The 25,689-nt window shown below is 72.8% G+C and carries 23 protein-coding genes; 22 read left to right on the forward strand and 1 reads right to left on the reverse strand.

The genetic code is table 11. The annotated features are described in order from the left end of the window. Window positions 1–23 precede the first annotated feature (23 nt). The 13 genes from ACQP1P_RS20895 (at window position 24) to ACQP1P_RS20955 (ending at window position 11,712) form a co-directional block, all read left to right on the forward strand. A complete protein-coding gene (locus ACQP1P_RS20895) occupies window positions 24–1,106 on the forward strand; it encodes an LLM class flavin-dependent oxidoreductase (RefSeq protein WP_433088540.1) in 1,083 nt (360 codons plus the stop codon). Continuing rightward, window positions 1,103–2,071 carry an LLM class flavin-dependent oxidoreductase gene (locus ACQP1P_RS20900; protein ID WP_433088542.1) on the forward strand — a complete coding sequence of 323 codons (969 nt, stop codon included), beginning with the start codon at window positions 1,103–1,105 and terminating at the stop codon, window positions 2,069–2,071. Before ACQP1P_RS20895 ends, ACQP1P_RS20900 begins: the two co-directional genes overlap by 4 nt. Further along, window positions 2,068–3,501: a class I adenylate-forming enzyme family protein gene (locus ACQP1P_RS20905; protein WP_433088544.1), complete on the forward strand. Its 1,434-nt coding sequence runs from the start codon at window positions 2,068–2,070 to the stop codon at window positions 3,499–3,501. The genes ACQP1P_RS20900 and ACQP1P_RS20905 overlap by 4 nt, the downstream gene beginning before the upstream one ends. Continuing rightward, window positions 3,498–4,529, forward strand: coding sequence for an LLM class flavin-dependent oxidoreductase (locus ACQP1P_RS20910; RefSeq protein WP_433088546.1), 1,032 nt, complete (start codon window positions 3,498–3,500; stop codon window positions 4,527–4,529). Before ACQP1P_RS20905 ends, ACQP1P_RS20910 begins: the two co-directional genes overlap by 4 nt. Window positions 4,530–4,539: 10 nt before the next feature. Beyond that, a complete protein-coding gene (locus ACQP1P_RS20915; RefSeq protein ID WP_433088548.1) occupies window positions 4,540–5,520 on the forward strand; it encodes an enoyl-CoA hydratase/isomerase family protein in 981 nt (326 codons plus the stop codon). Further along, entirely contained in the window at window positions 5,517–6,500 is a 984-nt protein-coding gene (locus ACQP1P_RS20920; protein WP_433088550.1) for an LLM class flavin-dependent oxidoreductase, read from the forward strand. Before ACQP1P_RS20915 ends, ACQP1P_RS20920 begins: the two co-directional genes overlap by 4 nt. Further along, window positions 6,497–6,820, forward strand: a complete 324-nt coding sequence (locus tag ACQP1P_RS20925; RefSeq protein WP_433088552.1) for a VOC family protein — start codon at window positions 6,497–6,499, stop codon at window positions 6,818–6,820. Before ACQP1P_RS20920 ends, ACQP1P_RS20925 begins: the two co-directional genes overlap by 4 nt. Continuing rightward, window positions 6,817–7,536 carry an enoyl-CoA hydratase/isomerase family protein gene (locus tag ACQP1P_RS20930; protein WP_433088554.1) on the forward strand — a complete coding sequence of 240 codons (720 nt, stop codon included), beginning with the start codon at window positions 6,817–6,819 and terminating at the stop codon, window positions 7,534–7,536. The genes ACQP1P_RS20925 and ACQP1P_RS20930 overlap by 4 nt, the downstream gene beginning before the upstream one ends. After that, window positions 7,523–8,173 (forward strand): NADPH-dependent F420 reductase, encoded by a 651-nt coding sequence (gene npdG, locus ACQP1P_RS20935; protein WP_433088556.1) that lies wholly within the window; start codon window positions 7,523–7,525, stop codon window positions 8,171–8,173. The genes ACQP1P_RS20930 and npdG overlap by 14 nt, the downstream gene beginning before the upstream one ends. Window positions 8,174–8,188: 15 nt before the next feature. Then, window positions 8,189–8,923 (forward strand): SDR family NAD(P)-dependent oxidoreductase, encoded by a 735-nt coding sequence (locus ACQP1P_RS20940; RefSeq protein WP_433088558.1) that lies wholly within the window; start codon window positions 8,189–8,191, stop codon window positions 8,921–8,923. A gap of 59 nt (window positions 8,924–8,982) precedes the next feature. Then, a complete protein-coding gene (locus ACQP1P_RS20945; RefSeq protein WP_433088560.1) occupies window positions 8,983–9,459 on the forward strand; it encodes a hypothetical protein in 477 nt (158 codons plus the stop codon). An 85-nt stretch (window positions 9,460–9,544) separates the two neighbouring features. Continuing rightward, window positions 9,545–11,458: an Hsp70 family protein gene (locus ACQP1P_RS20950; protein ID WP_433088562.1), complete on the forward strand. Its 1,914-nt coding sequence runs from the start codon at window positions 9,545–9,547 to the stop codon at window positions 11,456–11,458. Next, a complete protein-coding gene (locus ACQP1P_RS20955) occupies window positions 11,398–11,712 on the forward strand; it encodes a hypothetical protein (protein WP_433088564.1) in 315 nt (104 codons plus the stop codon). The genes ACQP1P_RS20950 and ACQP1P_RS20955 overlap by 61 nt, the downstream gene beginning before the upstream one ends. Here the strand turns inward: ACQP1P_RS20955 and ACQP1P_RS20960 are convergent. Continuing rightward, entirely contained in the window at window positions 11,709–12,698 is a 990-nt protein-coding gene (locus ACQP1P_RS20960; RefSeq protein WP_433088566.1) for a LacI family DNA-binding transcriptional regulator, read from the reverse strand. The two genes, ACQP1P_RS20955 and ACQP1P_RS20960, sit on opposite strands and share 4 nt — an antisense overlap. A gap of 196 nt (window positions 12,699–12,894) precedes the next feature. Between ACQP1P_RS20960 and ACQP1P_RS20965 the strand changes: the two genes are divergently transcribed. The 9 genes from ACQP1P_RS20965 to ACQP1P_RS21005 all read left to right on the forward strand — a co-directional run bounded on the left by ACQP1P_RS20965 (window position 12,895) and on the right by ACQP1P_RS21005 (window position 25,652). Next, window positions 12,895–13,791: a carbohydrate ABC transporter permease gene (locus tag ACQP1P_RS20965; RefSeq protein ID WP_433088568.1), complete on the forward strand. Its 897-nt coding sequence runs from the start codon at window positions 12,895–12,897 to the stop codon at window positions 13,789–13,791. Continuing rightward, window positions 13,788–14,627, forward strand: a complete 840-nt coding sequence (locus ACQP1P_RS20970) for a carbohydrate ABC transporter permease (RefSeq protein ID WP_433088570.1) — start codon at window positions 13,788–13,790, stop codon at window positions 14,625–14,627. The genes ACQP1P_RS20965 and ACQP1P_RS20970 overlap by 4 nt, the downstream gene beginning before the upstream one ends. A gap of 18 nt (window positions 14,628–14,645) precedes the next feature. Further along, window positions 14,646–15,932 carry an ABC transporter substrate-binding protein gene (locus tag ACQP1P_RS20975; protein ID WP_433088572.1) on the forward strand — a complete coding sequence of 429 codons (1,287 nt, stop codon included), beginning with the start codon at window positions 14,646–14,648 and terminating at the stop codon, window positions 15,930–15,932. Between the two features lie 23 nt (window positions 15,933–15,955). Beyond that, window positions 15,956–17,569, forward strand: a complete 1,614-nt coding sequence (locus ACQP1P_RS20980) for a hypothetical protein (protein ID WP_433088574.1) — start codon at window positions 15,956–15,958, stop codon at window positions 17,567–17,569. Between the two features lie 350 nt (window positions 17,570–17,919). Beyond that, on the forward strand, window positions 17,920–19,590 hold the full coding sequence (locus ACQP1P_RS20985; protein ID WP_433088576.1) for a ricin-type beta-trefoil lectin domain protein: 1,671 nt from the start codon (window positions 17,920–17,922) through the stop codon (window positions 19,588–19,590). 143 nt (window positions 19,591–19,733) lie between these two features. Beyond that, window positions 19,734–21,143: a DUF4145 domain-containing protein gene (locus tag ACQP1P_RS20990; protein WP_433088578.1), complete on the forward strand. Its 1,410-nt coding sequence runs from the start codon at window positions 19,734–19,736 to the stop codon at window positions 21,141–21,143. After that, a complete protein-coding gene (locus ACQP1P_RS20995; protein WP_433088580.1) occupies window positions 21,140–24,097 on the forward strand; it encodes a DEAD/DEAH box helicase in 2,958 nt (985 codons plus the stop codon). Before ACQP1P_RS20990 ends, ACQP1P_RS20995 begins: the two co-directional genes overlap by 4 nt. Further along, complete coding sequence (locus tag ACQP1P_RS21000; protein WP_433088582.1) at window positions 24,094–25,269, forward strand: hypothetical protein; 1,176 nt, start codon at window positions 24,094–24,096, stop codon at window positions 25,267–25,269. Before ACQP1P_RS20995 ends, ACQP1P_RS21000 begins: the two co-directional genes overlap by 4 nt. Further along, complete coding sequence (locus ACQP1P_RS21005) at window positions 25,266–25,652, forward strand: hypothetical protein (RefSeq protein WP_433088584.1); 387 nt, start codon at window positions 25,266–25,268, stop codon at window positions 25,650–25,652. Before ACQP1P_RS21000 ends, ACQP1P_RS21005 begins: the two co-directional genes overlap by 4 nt. The last annotated feature ends 37 nt before the right edge of the window (window positions 25,653–25,689 follow it).

A 25,689-nucleotide genomic window follows, 5' to 3' on the forward strand; every position in this document is an offset into this window, starting at 1 on the left:
GTCGGAATAGTTTGGGAGACGTCGTGAAGTTCGGCATCATGAACCTGTTCCCGGTGGGCGACGGCGTGTCCGACCACCAGGTCCTGCGCGAGACGCTCGAGGAGATCGGGCTGGCCGACGAGCTCGGCTTCGACTCCGTGTGGCTCGCCGAGCACCACTTCTCGAAGTACGGCATCCTCGGCAGCCCGGTGCACTTCGGCATGGCGGTCGCCGAGCGCACCAAGCGGATCACCATCGGCACCGCCGTGCTGGTGCTGCCGCTGCACGACCCCCTGCGCCTGGCCGAGGACATCGCCGCGCTCGACGTGCTCAGCGGCGGCCGCGTCTCGATCGGCGTCGGCCGCGGCTACCAGCCCTCGGAGTTCGCCGGCTTCGGCATCCCGCTCGCCGAGTCCAAGGAGCGCTACCAGGAGACCCTCGAGGTCCTGCGGCTGGCGCTGTCGCAGGAGAACTTCTCGTACCACGGCAAGTACTTCACCTACGACAACATCACCACCTACCCGCGGCCGTACACCCCGGGCGGCCCGCCGATCCTGCAGGGCACGGTCTCCCCGGAGAGCTTCCGCGACCGCGGCGCCGTCGGCGAGTCGATCATCACCTCGCCGAACTTCACGCCGTTGGGCATCATGCAGAAGAACTACGACCTGTACCGGCAGGCCATGACCGAGAACGGGTTCGACATCGCCGCCTACGACGTGCCGTTCATGCAGCAGGTCTGGGTCGGCGACGGCGACGAGGGCCTGCGGGAGGCCGCCCAGGCCGCGCTGAACTACTACAAGTCGGTCGGCAAGGTCATCCCCGGCTCCGAGGAGGCCATGGAGCAGGAGAAGAAGTACTACGCGGCCGTGGCCAAGAACATCGACCTGCTCACCCTGGAGCAGACGCTGACCCACGGCGGCAACTTCGGCTCCGCCCAGCGCGTCATCGAGACCATCGAGATGCTCGGCGAGCAGCTCGGCGTGAACCACTACATCGGCTGGCTGCGCATCCCGTCGCTGGAGCGCAAGGCGGCGCTCAGGTCGATGGAGGAGTTCGCCACCAAGGTGATCCCGTACTTCCGCGCCAAGGACGCCGTCAAGCCGGCCGCCGAGGCGGTCGTCGGGTGAAGATCAGCTGCTTCCTGAGCGCTCAGTTCGACCCGTCCGCCGACCCTTCGGCCGGCATCGACGACGTCATGGCTCAGGCCGCCGCGGCCGAGGCGGCCGGCTTCCACGCCGTCTACCTCGGCCACCACTACCTCGCGAAGTCCGCCTTCGTGCAGCCCGTCCCGCTGGCCGGCTACCTCGCCCACGCCACGAGCCGCGTCCGGATCGGCTTCGCCGTGCTGCTCGCGCCGCTGTACAACCCGATCGGTCTCGCCGAGGACCTCGCCAGCCTCGACGTGCTGAGCAACGGCCGGCTCACGGTCGGCATCGGCGCCGGATACCGCAAGCGCGAGACGACCGCGTTCGGCGTCGCCTGGGACGACCGCCTGCGCCGCATCCGCGAGTACGTCCCGCTGCTGCGCGCGCTCTGGAACGGCGAGACCGTCGACGCCGCCGGCTCCTGGGGCGAGGTGCCCGGCGCCTCGCTCGCGCTGCGCCCGGTCCAGCCCGGCGGCCCTCCACTGTGGATCGGCGCGTTCGCGGAGCCCGCCATCCGCCGCGCCGCCCGCCTCGACTGCCCGTGGCTGATCGGCCCGAAGGGCAACGACGAGGAGCTCAAGCGCCTCCTGGACATCTACCACGAGGAGCGCGGCGGCGGGCCGGTCGAGCAGCCCATGAGCCGCGAGGCGTATATCGGCGACTCCTACGGGCAGGCCGCCGCCGCGGTCCGCCCGGACCTGCAGCGGCAGTACGCGGGCTACAAGTCGTGGGACGACGCCCAGAACATCGACGTCGACCGGTACATCGCCGAGGACTGCCTGGTCGGCGCCGCCGACGAGATCGTGGCGAAGCTGCGCCGCTGGGAGTCCGGGCTCGGCATCACCGAGGTGTCGCTGCGCCTGCAGTTCGTGGGCGCCGGCCAGGAGGAGACCATGGAGCAGATCGCCCGCTTCGGCGCCGAGGTCATCCCGCGGGTGTCGGCATGAGCAACCTCGCGCACCTTGTCGAAGGGCGCGGCGACCGGCCCGGCCTCTACGGCGAGGACGGCCGCAGCTGGACCTTCGCCCAGATCGACCGCATCGCCGGCGGGGTCGCCGAGGACCTGCGCGAGGCCGGCGTCGGCCCCGGCGACCGGGTCGCCTGCCACCTCACCAACGGCCCGGAGATCGCCTTCTTCCTCTTCGGCGCCTGGAAGCTCGGCGCCGTCCCGGTGACCATCAGCAGCCTCTACAACGCCGACGAGCTCGCCGAGTCCGTCGCGAAGACCAACCCCCGCCTGCTGATCTCCGACGGCACGCTGGGCTGGACCCGCGAGGCCGACGTCCCCGCGGCCGACGTGGGGCCCGACGCCGAGGCCTGCATCCTGTTCACCGGCGGCACCACGACCGGCCGGCCCAAGGCGGTCTCGGTCACCCACGGCGGCACCCGCGCCTCCCTCGCCCGGCTGGCGAAGGTCTCCACCGGCACCGAGGCCGAGCTCACCGCCGCCCCCGACGCCAGGCCGAACCTCATCGCGCTGCCGCTGTTCCACAGTGGAGGGCAGCACTCGCTGCTGTTCGCGTTCCACGTCGGCCGCGCCGCCGTGGTCTGGGAGCGCTTCGGCGTCGACCGGCTCGCCACGCTCATGGAGCGGTTCCGGTTCGACAACTTCTTCTTCCTGCCCACGATGGTCTTCGACATCGTGCACGCCGAGCGCGACCTGCCGTTCGAGGGCGTGAAGTCGGTGCTCGTCGCGGGGCAGGCGATCTCCTGGCCGGTGCGCAAGGCGTTCGAGGAGCGCTACCGGGTGCCGATCCTGGTCAACTACGGCTCCACCGAGGCCGGGCACATCGCCGGCTGGACCGGGCGGGACATGAAGGAGGGCCGGTGGAAGCCCGGCTCCGCGGGCCGCGTCTACCCCGGCGTCGAGCTGGAGATCCGGGCCGACGACGGCACCGCGCTCCCGGTCGGCGAGGAGGGCGAGGTCGTCGTGCGTTCGGAGCTCACGAAGGGGTACGTCGACGACGCCGCCGCCTCGCGGGAGCTGGTCCGCGACGGGTGGGTGCACACCGGCGACACCGGGTACGTGGACGCCGACGGCGTGCTGTTCCTCGTCGGGCGCAAGCGCGACATGATCAAGTGCGGCGGGTTCCAGGTGTGGCCGGAGGAGATCGAGGACGAACTGCGCGAGCACCCGCTCGTGCACGACGTGCGCGTGCTCGGCCGGCCCGACGAGCGCCTCGGCGAGATCCCCGTCGCCCTCGTCGTGCGCGAGGCCGACGCCGCCGTCTCCGACGACGAGCTCGCCGGGCAGCTCGTCGCCTTCGCCCGGGACCGCCTCGCGCACTTCAAGACCCCGCGGCGCATCGAGTTCGTCCCCGCGCTGGAGCGCAGCGCGGCCGGCAAAGTGAGCCGTACCAAGGAGGTCCCCGGATGAAGCTCGACGATACTCTGCCGTCGCCGAGGGCGTCGTCCATGAAGTTCGGCATCATGGCCTCGCACCAGTACCCCCACGACGAGGACCTCGGCAAGCACCTCAGCGAGCTGTTCGGCACGGTGGAGCTGGCCGCCGAGCTCGGCTACGACTCGGTCTGGACGATCAACCACTTCCAGTCCAACCTCGCCACCCCGCAGCCGATCTCGATGATGGCCGCGCTCATCCCGCGCACCGGCACCATGCGCATCGGCACCGGAATCCTGCTGCTGCCGCTGTTCCACCCGGTGCACGTGGCCGAGGAGTTCGCCACCCTCGACCACCTCTCCGGCGGGCGGGTCATCCTCGGCGTCGGGGCCGGCTACCGCGAGAACGAGCTCGCCGCCTTCGGGGTCGAGCCCGACACCCGGTTCCGGCGCATGGACGAGAGCCTGCGGGTGATCCGCGCCCTGTGGTCGGGCGAGCCCGTCACCCACGAGGGCGAGTACTTCCCGCTGCGCGACGCCTCCATCGGCATCCGCCCGCTCACCCCCGGCGGCCCGCCCATCTGGGTCGGGGCCGGCGGCAAGCGGGCCGTGCGCCGGGCCGCCCGGCTCGGCGACGCCTGGTACGCGCCCGGCAACGCCCCGAGCAAGAAGTTCCTGCCCGAGCACCTCGCCGTCTACGACGCGGCCCTGGCCGAGTACGGCAAGGACACCGTGCACGTCGAGCGGCCGGTCGGCGTCGAGCTGTACTGCGCGCCGAGCACCGAGCAGGCCGTCGCCGAGGGCCTGCCGCACGCCCGCAGCGAGTACGCCACCTACGCCGAGTACCCGGCCCTGCGCTGGCAGCGGGACCGCTTCGACGAGCTGGTCCTCAACACGCTGCTGCTCGGCTCGCCGGAGATGCTCATCGAGCGCATCGGCCGCCTGCGCGACCTCGGCTTCAACCACCTCATCTTCCGGCCCGGCTGGATGGGCCTGCCGGCCGAACGGGTGCGCGCGTCGCTGCGCCTGTTCGCCAAGGAAGTCTTCCCCGCCTTCAACCACTAAGGACTACGCCGTGAAGAAGACCGAAGCCGAGCTGCTGGAAAACCAGTGGGACGTCGAGAACATGGAAGTCGACCCCGAGGTGCTCGCGAAGTACGTGCGGTACGACGTCGACGAGGCCCGGGCCGTCGCCACCATCACCTTCGACCGCCCGGAGCGGCTCAACGCGATCCCCGTGGCCGCCTTCGAGCGCGTCGGTGACCTGGTGCGGGAGGCCGAGACCGACGACCGCGTGAAGGTCATCGTGTTCAAGGGGGAGGGGGATCACTTCGGCACCGGCGCCGACGCCTCCGAGCTGGGCCACTACATCGGCTACAGGTCCGGCACCGACAAGGCCTCGCGGCGCCGCCCGGCCCAGCGCCAGCGGATCCTGCCCGACCGCAACGTGCTCAGCTCCGGCTTCACCCGCCCGATCATCGAGTCGCTGAAGGCCACGATCTGCCAGGTGCAGGGGTACTGCTACGGCGGGCACTTCCAGATCGCGCTGTCCGCGGACATCGTCATCGCCACGCCCGACGCGCGCTTCACCCACCCGGCGTTTCGCTACCTCGGCCCCGGCCCGCAGGACATGTACCACTGGATCGAGAAGGTCGGCCTGACGACCATGAAGGACGTCATGCTCACCATGCGCGCGATCGGCGCCGAGGAGGGCGAGCGCAAGGGCCTCGTCACCAAGGTTGTCGAGCGCCACGAGCTGCAGCAGTGGGTCGACGACTACGCCGACGCCATCGCCGTCATGCCGCTGGACTCGCTCATGATGGGCAAGTCGATGATGCAGATCGTGATGGAGGCCCGGGGCAAGGGCCTCGGGGCGATGACCGGCTGGGTCGGGCACGGCTGGGCGACGAACGTCAGCTTCGAGGACGGCGACTGGAACTTCCTCAAGGAGCGGCGCGAGAAGGGCGTCGCGCAGGCCCTCGCCGACCGCGACCGGCTCGTGGCCCCGTACTTCCGCCTCAGCCAGTCCCGCTCCCAGGAGGACGACACCAAGTGAAGTTCGGGATCCTGCTGGACCACCAGTACGAGCCCGGCGACGACATCCAGCGGCGCACCGGCGAACTGGTCGAGTACGTCCAGCACGTGCGCGACCTCGGCTTCGACTCGGTCTTCGGCATCCACCACTACCTGTCGTCGCTGAGCACCCCGCAGCCGCTGCCGCTGCTGTCCCGGCTCATCGAGCACTCCGGCACCATGCAGCTCGGCACCGGCATCCTCATCCTGCCGCTGGGCCACCCGGTGCACTGGGCCGAGGAGATCGCCACCATCGACCAGATGTCCGGCGGCCGGTTCGTGCTCGGCATCGGCTCGGGCTACCGCGAGGACGAGTTCGCGTCCTTCGGCGTCGAGCGGCGCACGCGGGTGTCGCGGATGAACGAGTCCCTCGAGGTCATGCAGCGGCTGTGGACGGGGGAGCCGGTCAAGTACGACGGCAAGCACTTCACCCTCGACGGGGTGCGCTGCAGCGTGCTGCCGGCCCAGCGGCCCGGCCCGCCGGTGTGGGTCGGCGCCAACGGCCCGATCGGCATCGCCCGCATCGCCAGGCAGGGGCTGCCCTGGCTGGCCCCGTCCAACGTGCGGCGCAACTGGGCCGTGGGCAACCTCAAGGACTACCGCGAGCAGCGCGCCGCGGCCGGGCACTCCGAGGAGGGCGCGGTCTTCCCGATCCACCGGGACCTGTGCGTCGCCGACTCCTTCGACGAGGCCTACGCCCTGGCGGGGGAGGCGGTGCGGCGCTCCTACGGCGAGTACGTCCAGTACGGCATGGACTACTTCGAGTCGCAGTGGGAGGGCATCAAGCACAAGGCCCTCTTCTTCGGCTCGCCCGACGACATCGCCGCGAAGATCACCGACTTCGCCGGCGGCGGCTACAACCACTTCGTGTTCCGCTCGCAGTGGCTCGGCCTGCCGATCGAGCGCTCGATGGAGATCGTCGAGCGCTTCGCCCGCGAGGTCATGCCGAGGTTCCGCGCATGAAGATCGGCCACCTCATCGTTCCCGCCGGGGACCTCGACGCCCAGGAGGCGTTCTACACCGGCCTCGGCCTCACCACCCGGTTCCGCGACGGCGACCGCTACGCGGCCCTGACCGACGGCACGGTCACCATCGGCCTGGCCGACGCCTCCCAGCAGCCCGTCCCGGGCCGGGTCGTGCTGAGCATCCAGGTCGACGACCTCGACGCGTGCCTGGCGAACGTGCCCGGTGCCGTCGTCGAGACCGGCCCGCACGAGCGCCGGGCGGTCCTCAGCGATCCGGCGGGGAACCCGGTCGTGCTCTATGAGAGGCTGCCCTCATGAGCGTCGCCGTCGTCCGCCTGGATGGCCCCACGCTGACCCTGACGGCGAAGCTCAAGCTGCTGCAGGCGCTGCGCAGGGCGGCCGCCGACGACGGGGTGCGGGCCGTCGTGCTCACCGGCACCGGGGACGTCTTCAGCCGCGGCCAGGACCTCAAGGAGCTGGCCGCGGCGCTGCGCGACAACCCGGCCTCGGCCGGCGACACCGTCGAGGCCCACTACAACCCGATCACCACGCTGCTCGCGACGATGCCCAAGCCGGTCGTCGCGGCCGTCAACGGCACCTGCGTCGGCGCCGGCCTCGGCTTCGCGCTCGCCTGCGACCTGCAGGTGTGGTCGTCCGCCGCCACGCTCGCGACGGCGTTCACCAAGATCGGGCTGACCTGCGACTCGGGCCTGTCCCTCACCCTCACCCGGGCCGTCGGCCACGCCCGCGCGGCGCAGCTGATCCTGCTGGCCGAGCCGTTCACCCCGCAGCAGGCGGCCGGCTGGGGCTTCGCCGGCGACGTCGTGCCGCCCGAGGAGGTCGAGCCGCGCGCCCTGGAGCTCGCGACGCGCCTGGCCGGCGCCTCCGCCCAGGCCCTCGCGGCCTCGAAGCGGCTCCTGGCCGCGGCCGCGCTCGCCGAGACGCTGCGGGCCGAGGCGCGGGAGCAGGTCGCGCTGGGCCGGACCCCGGAGCACGCCGCGCTCGTGGAGGGATTCTTCCGTGACCGTTCGTGACCGTACGATCGCGGTGCTCGGCGGCACCGGCCCGCAGGGGCGCGGCCTGGCCCGCCGGTTCGCCGCCGCCGGGCTCGCGGTCGTGCTCGGCTCCCGTTCCGCCGAGCGCGCCGAGGCGACCGCGGCCACCCTGCCCGGCGACGTCCGCGGGGCGTCCAACGCCGAGGCGGCCGCGGCCGGGGACATCGTGGTCGTCGCGGTGCCGTGGGAGGGCCACGCCGAGCTGCTGCGCGAGCTGGCCCCGGCGCTGTCCGGCAAGATCGTCGTGGACTGCGTGAACCCGCTCGGGTTCGACAAGCAGGGGGCGTACGCGCTGGTGGTGCCCGAGGGCTCGGCCGCCCAGCAGGCCGCCGCGATCCTGCCGTGGTCGACCGTCGTCGGGGCGTTCCACAACGTCTCGGCGGTCGTCCTGGAAGACCCCGAGGCCGAGACCGTCGACACCGACGTGCTCGTCCTCGGCGACGACCGGGCCGCCACCGACCTCGTCCAGGAGCTGGCGTCCACGATTCCCGGGATCCGGGGGTTGTACGGCGGGCGCCTGCGCAATGCTCACCAGGTCGAGGCGCTCACCGCTAACCTGATCTCCGTCAACCGCCGTTACAAGGCCCACGCGGGCCTGCGCATCACCGACGTCTAAGGAATATTGGTCGACATGGAACTCGCCGGCACCGCCGCCATCGTCACCGGCGCCGCCTCGGGTCTGGGCGCCGCCACCGCGGCCGCCCTGACCGCGCGCGGCGCCAAGGTCTACGGCTTCGACCTGCAGCCGTCCACCGAGGACGGGCTCGTGGTCGACGTCACCGATCCCGACTCCGTCCGCGCCGCCGTCGCCCAGGTGGCCGGCGGCCCCGCCCCGCTGCGCACGGTCGTCAACTGCGCCGGGATCGCCCCCTCGGAGCGCATCCTCGGCCGCCGCGGCCCGCACGACCTCGCCAAATACGCGAAGGTCATTCAGGTCAACCTCATCGGCAGCTTCAACGTGCTCACCCTCGCCGCCGAACACATCGCCCAGACCGAGCCCGACGACCAGGGGCAGCGGGGCGTCGTGGTCAACACCGCCTCGGTCGCCGCGTTCGACGGCCAGATCGGGCAGGCGGCGTACTCCTCCTCGAAGGGCGGCATCGCCGGGCTGACCCTGCCCGCGGCCCGGGACCTGGCGCAGTACGGCATCCGGGTGATGGCGATCGCGCCCGGCATCATGGAGACCCCGATGATGCAGACGGTGTCGGAGGAGTACCGCACCGGCCTCGCCGCCGGCGTGCCGTTCCCGCACCGCTTCGGCGCCGCGGACGAGTACGCGAAGCTGGTCCTGTCGATCGTCGACAACGACTACCTCAACGGCGAGGTCATCCGCCTCGACGGCGCGCTGCGGATGGCGCCGCGGTAGCGCTGGTGTTTTCCTTGACCCGGGGCCGGGGGCGCCGATAGCCGGCCAGTGTTCAGTGTGTGGAGAGCCGCCGCCCGGGTCGGGGTCTGCCGATCGCGGCGTGCCTGCTGTTCACCGTGCTCGTCGTGGTCCGCCTCGGTGACGTGAACAACACCGAGGCGGCCGGCATCTCGATCTGCCTGCTGGAGGCCGTCGCGCTGGTCCTGCACCTGCGCGCCGGCCGCCGCTTCCGTGCGTACCGGTACACCGGCGTGGCCCTCGGCCTGCTCGTCGTCGCCGGGATCGGGTTCTCGATCGCGTTCACGACCGGCGACAAGTCCTGGGGGACCGGCGACAAGTCCTGGGGCCCGGCGACCGTCCTGGCGATCGTGCCCCGCACGCTGGCCACGCCGGTGCTGCTGTTGGGGCTGCTGTCCTTCGCCGCGAAGCCGCTGGACCGCCGGGCGCGCTGGAAGCTCGCGATGGACGCTTCGCCCGCCCGCTGCCGGCGGAGGGCGTCGAGCGGCTGCTGTTCGGGGCCACCGCCGGCAGCCTGAGCTGACCCCACCCCGCCCAGCGGGCCACTCCGGCTGCCCATTCGGTCGGTATCCCCCGATGCGCGCCGATTCCTAAGCTGGGTCGATGCACAGCGGCAACTATCGTCTCGGCGTCGACTTCGGCACCTCCACGACGGTCGCGGTCCTCTCCACCGGCGCGGGCCCCGACACCGAGCTGCTGTTCGACTCCTCGCCGCTGCTGCCCTCGGGCGTGCTCGATACCGGCACGGACCTGCTCACCGGCGCCGACGCCCAGCGCGCGGCGGTCGCCGAGCCGCAGGCGCTGGAGGCCAACCCGAAACGCTGCATCGACCACGGCGAGGTATGGCTGCGCGACCGGGCGATCCCCGTCGCCGAGCTCATCGGTGCGGTGCTGCGGCGGGTCGCCGAGGAGGCCCGCCGGGTCGGCGGCGGCCCACCCGCCGCCGTCACCCTGACCCACCCGGCCACCTGGAGCGGCCCTCGCCTGCGGATCCTCGCCGAGGCCGCCGCCCGGGCCGGCCTGCCACCGGTGACCCTCGTGCCGGAGCCCCTCGCCGCCGCCGCGTACTTCGCCGACCAGGGCCATCGGCTGCCCGAGGACCGATACCTGGTGGTGTACGACTTCGGCGCTGGCACGTTCGACGTCAGCGTCGTGCGCCGCACCCCGGCCGGCTTCGAGGTCGTGGCCGGCGGCGGCCTCGACGACCTGGGCGGCCGCGATCTCGATCACGCCGTGTTGACCCATTTCCGCACCGTGTACCCCGAGGCCACCGACGTCTGGGGCCGCCTGGAGTGGCCCCAGGACGCCGCCCAGCAGCAGGCCGCCTTCACGTTGCGCGCCGCGGTCCGCTCGGCGAAGGAGCAGCTGTCCCGCCGCCCCGACGCCGAGCTGTACCTCCCGCTGCTCGACACCCGGACCCGCCTGACCCGGGAGGAGTTCGAGCGCCTGGCCGAGCCCCACCTGGCCCGCACGGTGAGCGCGACCGTCACCACGCTGCGCGAGGCGGCCATCCCGGCGGAACGCATCGGCGGCGTCTTCCTGGTCGGCGGATCGAGCCGCATCCCCCTGGCGGCGACCCTGCTGCACCGCGCGCTGCGCCTGCCCCCGACCGTGATCGACCACCCGGAGCTGGTCGTGGCCCGCGGCAGCCTCCGCGCCGCCCACACCCTGCATCCCGCCCGGCCGCGGCCCGCACCGGCCCCGGTCGGGCCACCGACGCCGCAGCCGCCTGTTTCGCCGCCGCCGGTTCGGCAACCATCTGTTCCGCAGCCTCCCGTGCCGCCGCCCTCGGCGCCCCAGCCGGCGCCCCGGTTTGTTCCGGTCGCTCCGCCGTCGCCCGATCCGGTCACCGCGATCCCGGGTGTCGCGTCGATCCCGCCCGCCGTGCCGGTCGGCTCGTCGGCGGTCGATGCGGAGCTCGAGCGCGTCTCCGCGTTCATCGACGACGGACGGGTGGCCGAGGCGGTCTCGCTCGCCGAGGAGATGACCGCGTTGCTTGACGGGCGACTCGGCCCACTGCACCCGGACACCCTCGCCGCCGGAGTCGCGCTGATGCGGGCGCTGGCCTTCGCGGATCGGCGCGAGGACCTGATCGTCCTGGGGGAGCGGCTGCTGCCCCGCCTGCACACGGCATTCGGGCCGTCCCATCGGATCACCGCGGACGCCGAGAGCCACCTCTGCGCCTCCTATCTTGAAGCCGGGCGCCCGGATGAGGCCATCGCGGTCGGCGAGAGCGCCCTCGCCGTGCTGCTCGACGTGGCCGGCGCCGACGACGTGGACACCTTGAACCTGCTGCACTGGCTCATGTCGAGCTACCTGGAGTCGGGTCGGACCGACGAGGGCCTGGCCCGGGCCGAACAGGTGCTGGCCGGCCGCGAACGCGCACACGGGCCGCTGGCCGCCACGACCGTCGAGTTCGCGGCGGAGACGGCCCGGCTGTATCGCCGGCCACAGGCGTGGCCGACCGCCGGGCGTCGCAGGCGATTCCCCTCGCCGAGCGGGCCGTCGACGGCCTGACCCGAACGGCCGGACCGGAGGCGATCGAGACGCTGCGGGCCCGGTCGATCCTCGCCTGGGCGTATCTGTTCGATTCGCGGTTCAGCGACGCGATCACGACCGGAGAGGCGGCGTTGCGCAGCATGACCAGAGCGCACGGGTTGGCCGCCGGCGAGGTGCAGTGGCTCGAGCGGAACGTCGACGAGGCCAGGGAGGCCCGTCGCAACGGCGAGCAGGACCGGAGCCCGCGGTCGTCCGGCCGGGGGTGGCGCTAGCCGGTCGAGGCGCGGACCCGCAGCTCGCAGGGGACTCGGATGAGCTCGTGGGCCTGCGGTTCGCCGTTGACCGCGGACAGCAGCCGCTGCCCGGCCACCCGGCCCATCTCCAGCAGCGGCAGCGCGACCGTGGTGAGCGGCGGGCGCTGGTGGACGGCCAGGGAGCGGTCGTCGAAGCCCACGACGGCCACCGCGCCGGGGATGGGCAGGCCGCGGTCGTGGATGGCGGCCAGGGCGCCGGTGGCGAGGTCGTCGCTGGCGCAGAAGACCGCGTCGGGGGGCTCCGCGAGGTCGAGCAGCGCGGCGGTGAGGGCGTAGCCGTCCTCCGGCGACCAGGTCGCGGCATGCCGGATCAGCAGCGGGTCCGGTTCGGCGCCGGCCTCGCGCAGGGTCGCGGTGAAGCCGTCGAGCCGGTCGGCGGTGGCCTCCCACGAGGCGGGGCCGTTGATGAAGCCGATGCGGCGGCGGCCGATGCCGAGCAGGTGCCGGGCGGCCAGGGCGGCGCCGCCGCGGTCGTCGGGCAGGATGCTCGGGACCGGCTCGGCCATGCCGTATTCGTAGAGGAAGACGTAGGGCGTGTCCGGCAGGGGCAGCGCGGGGCCGGAGCGGGGCCGCACCCGGTTGCCGGACATGATGATGAGCCCGTCGACCTGCCGGTCGAGCAGTCGGCGCAGGTGCTTGCGCTCCTTCTCCGGGTCGCCGTAGCTGTTGGCGAGCAGCACGGAGACGTCGTACTCCGACGCGGCCTCCTCGACGCCGCGCATGAGCGTCGTGGTGAAGATGCCCTCGAGGTCGTCGGTCAGGATCGCGATGGTGTCGGTGGTCCGCGCGCGCAGGCCCCGGGCGACCGCGTTGACCCGGTAGCCGAGCCGGCCGATGGTGTCCAGCACGCGCTGGCGCACCTCGGGGCCGACGTCGGGGCGGTCGTTGAGCACCTTCGACACGGTCGCGGTCGACACCCCGGCGACGGAGGCCACATCGCGCATGGTGACACGACCCGGTGAGCTGCGTGCGGCGGTCACATCGCTCCTTAACCGATTTCGTTGGGCTTCGGCGGACGTCACTGTAGCAGAAACTCCAGCTGGGATACTTGACATGATCCGGACGCGGGGCTGTAACGTGCCCTCTACGAAAACGATTACGTAACTCCGACCTCGGAACTTCGCTTCGGAAGGAGCAGGGATGACGCAGCGACGGCGGCTCGGCCCCCAGGCCCGCCGGCAGCGGCTCGGACTGCTGCTGGTGGCGCCGGCCGTGCTGCTGGTGCTCGGGCTGTTCGTGCTGCCGGTGATCGTCACCGCGGTCATGTCCTTCTACGACTGGTCGCTGCTCGGCTCGCGCCGGTTCATCGGCCTGGCCAACTACCGGCGCCTCGGCGGCGACGCCACGTTCTGGCACAGCCTCGGCTTCACCACCCTCTACACCGTCATCGTGACCGCGGCGCTGCTCGTCGTCGGCTTCGCGCTCGCCTCCGCGGTGCGCCACCGCCGGCGCGGGGCCGGGCTGCTGCGCACCGCGTTCGTGATGCCGGTCGTCATCGGCTTCGCCACCGCCAGCTACATGACGCTGTGGCTGCTCGACGACCGCATCGGCATCGTGCCCGACCTGCTGCGCAAGGCCGGCCTCGCCGACGGGCCCGTCTCGGTGTCGGGCAGCTTTCCCACCGCCCTGGCGGTCGTCGTCGCGCTGGTCGTGTGGAAGACCGTCGGCCTGACGATGCTGCTGCTCATGAGCGGGATGCAGGCCATCTCCAAGGAGTTCTACGAGGCGGCCGAGGTCGACGGGGCCAGGCGGCTGCGGGTGTTGCGCTCCATCACGCTGCCGCTGCTGCGACCGACGCTCGCGCTGGTGCTGATCCTCACCGTCATCGGCAGCTACCTCGCCTTCGACCAGTTCTTCATCCTCACCCAGGGCGGCCCCGACAACCGCACCATCCCGGTCGTCTACCTCATCTACCGGGCCGGGTTCATCGACTTCAACCTCGGCTACTCGGCGGCCATGTCGATCGCGCTCATGGCCATCCTGCTCGTCCTCACCACCGTGCAGCTGCTGCTGACCCGCTCCCGGGAGGACTCGTGACCCGGCGCCCCGGCTGGTTGCCGGCCGTCCCCTTCTACACCGTCTTCGGGCTCCTCGCCCTGCTCTTCGTCGCCCCGCTCGGCTGGCTCGTCGTCGCCTCGTTCAAGACCGGCGCCGAGTTCGCCCAGACACCCCCGACCCTCCTGCCGCACGACCCGAGCCTGGAGAACTACCGCCGCCTGCTCGACGCCGGCCTGTTCCACAACGTCGTCAACAGCGCCCTCGTGACCGCCGGGACCGTGCTCGCCGCGAGCGCCCTGTCGGTCCTGGCCGGCTACGGCTTCGCCCGCTTCCGGTTCCGCGGCCGGGGACTGCTGTTCCTCGTCGTGCTCTCCACGCTGATGATCCCGTTCCAGTCGATCGTCCCGTCCCTCTACGTGATCCTCGACGACCTGCACCTGACCAACTCGCGGCTCGGGCTCGTGCTCGTCTACACCGTGTTCGCCCTGCCCTTCGGCATCTTCACCATGCGCGCCGCCTTCGCCTCGGTGCCCGCCGCGGTCGAGGAGGCCGCGATCTGCGACGGCGCCGGCACCTTCACGGCGCTGCGGCGGGTGCTGGTGCCGATCGTCGCGCCGGGCGTGGCGACCGTCGCGCTCTACGCCTTCTTCACCGCCTGGAACGAGTTCCTCGCCGCGCTCATCTTCACGACCAGGCAGCAGTCGTACACCCTCCCGGTCATTCTGGCGAATCTGCAGACCGGCGCCGGCGGCACGCTCAACTGGGGCGTGCTGGAGACCGGAGCGGTCTTCGCGGCGGTGCCCTGCGTCGTCATCTTCCTGATCCTGCAGCGCTACTACGTCGCCGGGCTGACCGGCGGCGCCGTCAAAGGTTAGTTTCCTTAGGAGCCCGCAATGCCCCCTATGCGCCGCCTGGCGCCGGCTCTGGCCGCCCTCGTCGCCCTCGCGTCAGCCGCCTGCAGCAACACCGACGCCCCCGGCGACAGCCCGTCCGCCGCGAGCGACCTCACCGGCGACGGCCCGGCCACCCTCTGGGTCCGCGCCGCCGACGAGCCGATGGACAAGGCCCTCGTCGCCGCCTGGAACGAGGCCAACCCGAACCGCAAGATCACGATGCTGACCGTGCCGGACGCGCAGTACGTGCAGAAGTACGTCCAGTCCGTGCGCAGCGGCGACGCCCCCGACCTCGTCGCCGTCGACATCGCCAACGTCAAGTCGCTCACGAGCCAGAACCTGCTCACCGACATCACGAAGCTCGTCGACGCGCTGCCGTACAAGAGCGCCCTGGCCCCGGCGGCCGTGCGGATCAGCACCGCCGACGGCAAGACCTACGCGCTGCCGCACCAGCTCGACGTCTCGATGCTGTACTACAACAAGGACCTGTTCACCAAGGCCGGACTCGACCCGCAGAAGCCGCCGGCGACCCTGGACGAGCTCGTCGCCGACGCCCGGAAGATCACCGCGCTGGGCGGGGATACGTACGGGTTCTCCTTCGCCGGCAACTGCGCCGGCTGCAACGCCTACACGCTGCTGCCGTACATCTGGGCCAGCGGCGGCGACATCATGAACGCCGACGGCTCCCAGGCCACGCTCGACGACCCGGCCGTCGCGGCCGCCCTCAACGCGCACAAGACGATGTGGGACGAGAAGCTCATGCCCGCCGCGGTCAAGGACGACAACGGTGCCACGTGGCTCAACGGCTTCCAGTCCGGCAAGATCGGCATGATCGCCCTGGGCAGCTTCGCCATCAGCGTCTACAAGGCCCAGGCCGGCCTGAACTTCGGCGTCACCACGATCCCGGGCACGTCCGGCACCGCGTCCTTCCTCGGCGGCGACGTCGTCGGCATCGCCCGCGGCGCCAAGAACGCGAAGACCGCGTGGGACTTCATCGCCTGGAGCATGTCCGAGGACGTGCAGAAGACGGTCGTGGCCAGGACCGGCCAGCTCACCGTCCGCTCCGACACCGCCGACAACGAGCTGACCAAGGCCGAGCCGCGCCTGCTGCGGGCCAACCAGCTCGTCGCCACCGCGAAGGTGCCGGTCACCCCGAAGTACAACTCCCTGTTCATCGACCCGACCGGCCCGTATCTGCAGTTCATCCGCGACTGGGTGTTCGCCGGCGACCCGGCGAAGGCCGTCTCCACCGGCAAGTCCGGCTTCAGCAGCCGGCTCGCGTCCTGATCGTTTCCGAAGGAGTCAGCACCATGCACGACCTGAGCTTCCGGTGGCCGCACCCCCGCATCGACACCTCGCTCGGCCCGATCAGCGTCCGCGTCCACACCGGGGAGAACGTCTACGGCCTCGGTGCGATGACGTCCGACGGCTCGGGCACGCTCACGGCCGGCGAACTTACGTGGGCCGGCGGGCAGCAGGTCAGCCCCGGCGGCGCGGTCGTGCGCATCGACGACACGGACGGCGTCGTGCGGATCTCGGTCCGCGCGACGCACCGCGACGGGGTCCGCTGTGTCGCCGTCGTCCTGCACGACCAGCCGACCGGGGACGTCACCGGCCTGCGCGAGGGCGACCTGCCGGTGCCGGTGACCGGGCGGGTCGTGCAGTACCCCAACGGCTGGTTCGACCTGGCCACCCCGCTGCTGGGCCTGAAGCGCCCCGACGGCTCCTGCACGGTCGCGCGCAGCCTGGACACCCAGGTGCGCGCCAAGCGGTTCGTCGTCGTCCCGCACTTCGCCGCACCGTCCACATGCGACTTCGAGCTGATCGCCGACGCGGACGCGACCCGGCCGGGCCCGGACTTCGCCGTGCCGACCTGGGAACTGCGCCGCGTCACGGACCTGGCGCCGGTGGTGGCCTCGCACACCGAGCACATCCGCCGCGCGTACGACCTGCCCTCGTGGTCCTCGCGCCCGGACGTGCCGGACTGGCTGCGCCGCACCGCACTCGTGGTGTCGCTCAACGGGATGCACTTCACCGGGCGCGTGTTCCTGGACTACGACGCCATGTTGACGGTGTTGCGGCGGCTGTCCGAGCAGATCGACCCGTCGCGGATCCTGGCCTATCTGCCCGGCTGGGAGGGGCGGTACTACCGGTGGTACGGCCGGTTCGACGTCGACGAGCGCCTGGGCGGAGCGGCCGGGTTCCGGCGGCTCATCGAGGGCGCGCACCGCCTCGGCGCCCGCGTGATGCCCATGTTCGGCGCCAACGTCGCCGCCCGCGACCTGCCCGGCTTCGAGACGTGGGCCGCGCCCGGGCAGCTGCTCAACGCCAGCGGCCACATGCCGATCGGCTCGGTCGACTGGGACGCCTCGCGCCATTTCGACCACAGCTGGGGCGCCCTGATCAACCCCGCCTACGAGCCGTGGCGGCGGCACTTGGCCGAGCAGATCGTACGGCTGCACCACGAGTACGGCTTCGACGCCGCCTTCCTGGACATCTCGGCCATGTACAACAACGACCCGCGCGGTAGCACGGTCCTCGGCCTGCGGTCCCTGGTCGACCTGCTGCGCGAGGGCAGCCCCGACCTGCTCATCGCGGGGGAGGCCTGGTTCGACGGGATCGGCGGGCACATCCCGCTCGTGCAGGCCGGGCACCGCGACACCGTGCCGACGCTGCACGACGAGCCCGATGCCGCCCTGTTCACCGGGACCAACCGGGCGTTCGGGCACGTGTGCCTGGGCGATCCGGCGTACGGGTCGACGGGCGTGCACGAGGCCGGCTACAACGCGCACTGGCGCCTGCCCGTGCGTGAGGGCGTCCTGCCCACGCTGACCGTGGTCGACGGCACGCTCGACGACGCGGCCGACCGGGTGGCGCTGATCATCCAGGACGCCCACGAGTACGTGGCGAAGTACCTGGCCTGAGCGGTCCTTCGCCCCGCCGTCCCCCGGGCGCCTGAGCAACGCCCGGGGGACGGCCCCTTCGTGTGCCGCCCGCCGCGAGCGCCACTGCGATCAGCCAACAAAGTTGAACATTTCCTTGTTCGACATTGTTCGATGGCGATCGCGTGGGACACACTGGGCGTTCCTGACCCGTCCGCCAGCGGGAGATGCCCATGTTTCGATTGCAGTTCAGGCCGCGGCCCGGAGTGCTCGCCATTGTGGCGGGGGCTTTGCTGCTCGTCGGTATCGGTACGGTGCCCGCGTGGGCGCAGCAGCAGCGGCAGGGGCCGCCGGACCCGACGATTCCGGCGAATGACCGTGCGCGGGGTCTCGTGTATGACGGGTTCAAGGTCGGTACGGGGCGCTGTAAGGGGTTGTTCGAGCTCAAGAACGTGGCGGGGGCGTGTACGCACGGGCCGGACGCGGCGTTCGCGGGCACGGATGTCACGCGGTCCGTGGCGCCGCTCGCGGAGTCGGGGAGCGCGGCGCGGGCCGCGGCCGCGGCGGGCGTCGTGTGTGACGGTGACGGGCAGTCCGGTAACCGGGTGCAGGTGCTCTACGTGCATGGTTCGGGCAACGCGGATCGGTACAGCCAGTATGTGGCCTCGATCCGGACCTGGACGCAGGGTGTGGACGACATCTACAGTGCCAGCGCGGCGCAGACCGGCGGGGTGCGGCACATCCGGTTCGTGACCGACGGCTCGTGCAACATCTCGGTCACCGACGTCGCGATCGCCAACAGCGCGCTGAGCGACTTCGGCAACTCGGTGAACGCGATCAAGGCGCTCGGCTACAACCGGACGGACCGCAAGTACCTGATGTACGTCGACGCGACCGCGCTGTGCGGTGTGGCGTACGTGACCATCGACGACCGGCCCGGCCAGGAGAACTACAACAACTCGGGGGCGAGTTTCAGCCGGGTGGACTCCGGGTGCTGGGGTTCGGGGCCGGCGGCGCACGAGTTGACGCACGCGATGGGTGCGGTGATGAGCAGTTCGCCGAACCACACCGCCTACGGTCACTGCACGGATGACTACGACATCATGTGCTACAACGACGGGCCGGGCACGGTGCTGCGGGTCGTGTGCGCCGACCAGGCCCAGGACAACCGGCTGGACTGCAACAAGGACGACTACTTCAACACCAACCCGCCGGCCGGGTCCTACCTGGCCACGCACTGGAACACGGCCAACAACCGGTTCCTGCTCACCGGTGGCGGCAGCGCTCCGGCGGCGTCCGGGACCATCACCGGTCCGGGCGGCAAGTGCGTGGACGTGAGCGGCGACGACAACGGCGCCAACGGCACGGCCGTGCAGCTGTGGGACTGCCAGTCCTACGCGGTGGACCAGCACTGGACGCACAACGCGAACGGCTCGCTGTCGACGCTGGGCCGGTGCCTGGACATCAACGGCAACGGCACGGCCAACGGCACCCAGGTCGAGCTGTGGGACTGCAACGGCGTCGGCGGCCAGCAGTGGGTGCAGCAGGCCGACGGCTCGCTGAAGAACCCGCAGTCGGGCCGGTGCCTGGACTCGCCCAGCGGGGCGACCGGCAACGGCACGCGGCTGCAGATCTGGGACTGCAACGGCAGCGGCGCGCAGAAGTTCTCCGTCAACGGCGGCGGCACGATCAACGGCCCGGGCGGCAAGTGCGTCGACGTGGCCGCCGACGACACGGGCACCAACGGGGCGGCGGTACAGCTGTGGGACTGCCAGTCCTGGGCGGTGGACCAGCACTGGTTCCACCAGTCCAACGGCTCGCTGCGCACCCTGGGCCGGTGCCTGGACATCGTGGGCAACTCGACCGCGAACGGCGCGCTGGTCGAGCTGTGGGACTGCAACGGCGTCGGCGGGCAGAACTGGGTGCAGCAGGCCGACGGCTCGCTGAAGAACCCGCAGTCGGGCCGGTGCCTGGACTCGCCCAGCGGGGCGACCGGCAACGGCACACGGCTGCAGATCTGGGACTGCAACGGCAGCGGCGCGCAGAAGTTCGCGCTGGTCTGACGGCTGACACGTGGGTGGCCGCCCGGCCGGGCGGCCACCCACCCGCGGGCTGCCCGCTCGCGGTGATACGGATTCAAGTTCCATCCACGTCGATTCACCGATATTCTGCGCTGTTCGGTTGCGTCAATGTTCCGTGGGGAGCCATGACCAGTCACATGCGGCAGCTGGTGAACGACTCGCGCAATTTCCGCTTTCTCGCCGACCCCGCGCTGGCCGGCCTGCCCGAGGCCGTGCTGCTGGCGGGCGACGCGGCCACCGCCGAGGCGTACGTGCACACCGACCCGGACGCCGCCATGGCCCGCGGGCGCCGGTTCACCGAGACGCTGGCCGAGGCCGTGGCCCGCCGGGCCGGCGTCACCGTGCCGCCGCGGACCCCGCAGCACCGGCGCACCCAGCGGCTGGCCGCCGCCGGAGCCATTCCCGCCCGCGTGCACGACCTGCTCGAGATCGTCCGCCGGCTCGGGAACGAGGCGGTGCACGGCTACTCGGGCGACGGGGTGAAGGCGATGACGGTGCTGGAGTCCTGTCACGAGCTGGCCCTGTGGTGGTACCGCGAACAGACCGGCGCCGCCCCCGCGCCCGGCTTCGTGCCCCCGGACCCGCCGGCCCCGTTGACCCGGGCCATGCTGCGCGACATCGAGGAGCAGCTCGACCGGCTCCGCACCGCGTTCGAGGCCTCGCCGCGCCCCGCGCCGCGGGTCCGGATCGGCCCCGCGACCCCCGACGGGCGGCACTGGCGCGGCGGTGCGGAGGTTGCCGGCGCGACGGGCGCCTACCTGGTGCACGACCCGGTGGAGACGGTGCGCGCCGAGGACGGCTCGTGGACGATCATGCAGGCCGCCGGCCGTGCCCTCGACGGCGCCGGGCGCCCGGTGTGGCTGCGCGGCCTGCGGATCGACGACGACGGGCCGGCCGCCGCCCGGATGCGCGACGGCCTCGACGCCCAGGCCGCGTGCCTGCAGCGCCCCGAGGCCGGGCTGCCCGCGCTCGTGGAGCGCCACCGCGACGGGGACCTGCACCTGCTCGTGCTCGACGCGCCGGCCGGCAAGAGCTGGCTGGAGATGTTCGGCGACGGCCGGCCCGGACTGGACCCCCTCATGCTGCCCCTCGCCCTGGCCGTGCTCGCCGGCGTCGCCGACGGGCTCGCCGCGCTGCACCGCCGCGGCCACGCCCACCGTGCACTGGACGGCCGCTCGGTCCGGGTCGCCCTGCCGGGGCGGCACGGCCGCCTGCGCGATCCTGGGCTCGCCGGCTGGCCGCACCGGCCCGGCGAGGGCGGCGAGCACCCGGCGCCGGAGCAGCGGGCCCTGGCGCGCGGGCGCCCGGGCCCGCCGACCGACGTGTACCGCCTGGCCGCGTTGCTGCACGCGTGCGCGGGCGCGGGCACCGTCGCCGCGCCGCTGCGTGACCTGCTGCCGGGCTTCCCCGAGCGGCTGGACCGGCTCCTGCTGCGGGCACTCGATCCCGATCCGCGCCACCGGCCCGGCGCCGCCGAGGTCGCGGCCGGGCTGCGCCAGGGCCGCCGGGAGTCCGCCGCCGGGGTGCGCGCATGATCCCGCCGCCGGTGCGCGTGCCCGGCCCCATCGCGCTCGTGTACTCCGACCGGTTCCTCGCCGACCTGGAGTACAACCCCACGCCCTTCTTCCAGGAGCTCGACACGCTGGCGAAGCGCGGCGCGCTGCCGCTCACCCTCGAAACGACGCAGAAGGGCTGGCGGATGGCGGTGTACGCCGGCCGCCACGTCGGCTGGCTCTACCCCACCCGCGCCGGCGACGCCTACAACCTGGGCCACGCCGCCCGGCGGCGCTTCCGCGACGAGGAGCGCCTGCTCAAGGGCGCGCTGCTGCTGTCCTGCCCCGGCATCTGCGCGGTGCCCGACCTCGCGAGCCTCAACCAGGCGTTCGCGCAGGGCAGCCTGCCTCGCACCACCACCTACGGCGACGCGCTGTGGAGCGCGTGGAGCGCCGCGACGGCGGCCGCGGGCCGCCCGGCGCCGCCCGGCCCGTCGCTCGCCCCGGCCCACGCCCGCTACCTCGACCTCGTCGACCAGGTCATCGAGGCCGGCCGCCAGATCGAGCTCGACCAGCTCGCCGGCCGGGCCGCGCAGGCCTACGTGCACCGGGAGGCGGCCAAGGAGCAGCGGCACTCCGCCCGCGGCGTCTACCGGTTCCGGATGGCCCGCCGGCCGCAGCTCACCAAGAACACGATGGTGTACCTCGGCGACGCCCCCCAACTGCGCGGGCGCGTCATCGACGTCGACGGCCGCGACGTCGTCGTGCGCTTCGAGCCCGGATCCGACTACGACCAGATCGGCGCCCAGGGCACGCTCGGCGAGCTCGGCGGCGACCGCATCTTCCGCGCCCAGCGCGACGCCGTCGCCGCGCTGCGCAAGGGCTCCGCCCGCAACCCGCACCTGCTGGAGCACCTCGTCGACGCCCGGTTCCGGCCCTACGAGCCGGCCCGCGACGCGGTGCCCGCCGCCGGCCTCGACGACGACCAGCGCGAGGCGTTCCGGCGCGCCGTCGCCGTGCCCGACCTGCTCGCCGTGCTCGGCCCGCCCGGCACCGGCAAGACCCGCACCATCGTCCAGGTCGTGCGGGAGTGCGCCGCCCGCGGCCAGCGGGTCCTGGTCACCTCGCACACCCACCGCGCCGTCGACAACGTGCTCGAAGACCTGCCGCCGGAGCTCAACGTGGTGCGCATCGGCAACGAGGACCGGATGAGCGCCAAGGTGCGGGCACTGTCCTCGGAGAGCCGGGCCGAAGCGCTGCGCCGGGAGATCCTCGCCGACCGCGGCCGGCTGGACGCGCTGCGCGAGGTCCGGGGCCAGCGGCCGCTGATCGAGCGGTACCTGGCGCACCTCGAGTCGGTCGCCGGCCGTGGTGCTGCCGCCCGGGCCGAGCTGGACGCCGCGCCGGCCCGCATCGCCGCCGCCGTGCGGGCCGCCGGCGGCCCCCTGGCCGGGCAACTCGACGCCGTCGAGCGCGACCTGGCCGCGGCGCGGGCGGCGCACCTCGGCCGGGCGAACACGGCCGAGGCGGCCGGGCGGCGGCTGTTTTTCGCGCGGGCGCGCGTGGCTCGCAACGCCCCGCCGGCGTTCCTGCACCGGTGGATCGCCGGCTGGCTCGAGCGCCGCGCTGGGCGGGCCCAGGCGGAGCTGGCCGCCGCCGACGCCCGGCTGACCGCGGTCGAGTCGGCCCGCTCGGCGCTGTGGCAGCGGATCACGGAGCTCGGCGCGCGGCATCCGGAGGTGCTACGCCTGCACACCGTCCGGGACACCGCCCGCCGCACGCTCGAGGAGCTGGCCCCGGAGCCGCGCCGGATCGGCGCGCTGCTGCGGCAGCTGCTCCGCCCGGCCGTGACGCTGCCACCGGATCCGCCCGACCGCGCGGACGGCCCCGACTGGGCCGGCTGGGCGGCGCTGCGGGCCGCCGCCTCCGCCGCCGCCGAGACCGTCGAGCGGCAGGCGAACCTGCTCGGGGAGTGGCGCGAGCGCGTCGCCGACCTCGGCGGCGAGCTGGAGCGCGAGATCGCCCGCTACTGCGACGTCGTCGGCGCCACCTGCATCGGCACCGACACGTCGGCGCTCGTCTCGCAGCTCTACTTCGACCTCGCCATCGTCGACGAGGCGGGCCAGATCTCGACCCCGAATCTGCTCGTACCGCTGGTACGGGCCCGGCGCGCCATGCTCGTCGGCGACCACCGCCAGCTGCCGCCGTTCCTCGACGAGGAGGTGCGCCGCTGGGCCGAGGGCCTCGCCGCCGACGTCGAGCCGGCGGTGACCGACCTGCTCGCCCGCAGCGGCTTCGAGCTGCTCTTCCCGCGCGCGCCGCAGTCCAACGCGGTGTGGCTGCGCACCCAGCGGCGGATGCCGGAGCAGATCGCCGGGTTCGTGTCCGAGCGCTTCTACTCCGGCCGCGTCATGACCCGGCACGCGGGCGGCCCGGCCGCCGACCTGTTCGCCTCGCCGTTCGCGATGGTCGACACGTCGGACCGGCCGGCCGCCCAGCGCGCCGAGACCGCCATGCGCAACCTGCGCGAGGCGGTCCGCCACGGGTACCGCAACGAGCTGGAGGCCGACCTGATCGTCGCGCTGCTGCGGGCGCTGCGGCCGCAGTTTCGCGACTGGGCCGTCATCGTGCCGTTCAACGCCCAGAAGGAGCTGCTCATCGAGCGGCTCGAGGAGCCGGCGACGACCGAGCACGTCGGCAGCGTCGACTCGTTCCAGGGCGGCGAGCGCGACCTCGTCATCTTCGGCTTCACGCGCAGCAACGCCGGCGGCGACATCGGCTTCCTGCGCGAGCTGCGCCGCTTCAACGTCGCCATCACACGCGCCCGCCGGCAGCTGGTGCTGGTCGGCGACCTGAGCACCCTGCGCGCGGCCCGGGACGAGCCGTTCCGCGAGCTGATGGTGGCGATGGGCCGCCACCTCGCCGGCGCCGGCGACCGCCGCGACTCCCTGGAGATCGCCGCCGCGCTGGCCGACACCGCCGGGCGGCGCCCATGAGGCGGGTCATCTACCCGGCCACCCGGGCCGTCGAGCACGCCGTGGCGCTGCCCGGAGTCCGGCCGCTGCGGCTGTTCGCCGTGCTGTGGCCGCTGTGGCAGATCGAGGCGAGCGCGCAGGTGTACGACGGGCAGGACTTCGAGCTCATCGACCACTTCGTGCTGCGGGCCCTGCACGAGGCCGGCATCCACGACCGGTCCGGGCTGTCCGGCTTCCTCGGCCTCCCGCCCGGCATCGTCGATCGCTGCCTGGCGTTCCTCATCGCCGTGCAGCTCGTCGCCGACGAGGGCGGCCGGCTGCGCGTGCGCGAGCTGGGGCGGCGCTCGCTGCGTGACGGCCTGCGGTACGTGCCGTCCACCAGCCGGCTCAAGGTGCTCATCGAACGGCAGACCGGCCGGCCGCTGCCGCGCCCGTACTACGACGGCGCGGTCCCGGTGCTCGACGCCCCCGAGGTCGCCGACGGACAGCTCGCCGACCGCACCCGGTTCCGGCCCCTGTTCACCGCGGCGCCGTACGACCCGCAGGCCCTGCCCCGGTTGGCCGAGCGGGCCGACCGGGCCGAGTTCAACCTGCCGTCCCAGCTGCGCAACCTGCGGCAGGAGAGCGTCCGCGAGGGCTACCTGCCCTGCTACCTGATCGAGACGACCGAGGGGCGCCTCCTGGCGTACACCGGCGTCGCCGAGCACCGCGACCCGTTCCTGGAACGGGTGTGCGCGGACTCCTCGGTCGAGCATCTCATCGAGGCCGAGGACGCCGGCGATCCCGACCGGATCTGGCGGGCGTGGCTCGGCCGATCGACGGCCTTCAGCGGCGGTCGGCTCGACCAGCAGGGCGGCCGCTGGCGGGTGGTGATGCCGGCCGAGGCCTTCGGCGAGTCGCCCCGGTTGTCGCCGTCGCGCGTCGGCGCCTACCAGTTCTGGGACAACCACTTCATCCAGATCTGGTGCGGCGACGCCGCGGTGCGCCGGACCGCGCTGCTCGATCGCGCGCTCGGCGTGGCCACGCTGCCGACGGTCACGACGCTGCCGGACTTCCACACCCGGATCCGGCAGCTCGCCGAGGCGCTCGAGGTCCCCGAAACCTCCGTCGCCGAACTGCGCCGCCACGCCGGCCGCACGGGCGACGCGCGCCGGCTGCAGAGCCTCGACGCGCTGGAACGGGGGACCGCATGACCTCCCGCCACGAGGAGGAAGAGGAGGAGGAGTACTGGCGCCAGGTCGAGGAGGATGAAGAGGATGATGAGGAGGAGGCCTACTGGGCCTATTGGGACGCCTTCGACGACCCGCCGCCGCGCCGCCGCACCTCTCGGGCACCGCGGCCGCCCGGGGGCGCCCGAGGGGCCGGCCCGGGCGCCGGGAAGCCGATCTTCAACGGCTACCAGGGCTCGCGGCCCGGCCGCCGGCCGACGTACGCGCCCGCCCCGGGCGGGTCCGGTCCCGGGCCGGTCCTGGTCGTGATGGCGGTCGTCCTCGGCGTCGTGCTGGTGGCCATGGTGGTGCTGGCGCTGCTGTGCAGCGCGCTGGCGTTCCGGTCGGGCATCGACTCCGGGTACTGAACGGACCGGGTGAGCGGGAACATCACCCGCCGCGCTC

The organism is Dactylosporangium sp. CA-052675 (assembly GCF_050947935.1).
GTDB lineage: Bacteria > Actinomycetota > Actinomycetes > Mycobacteriales > Micromonosporaceae > Dactylosporangium.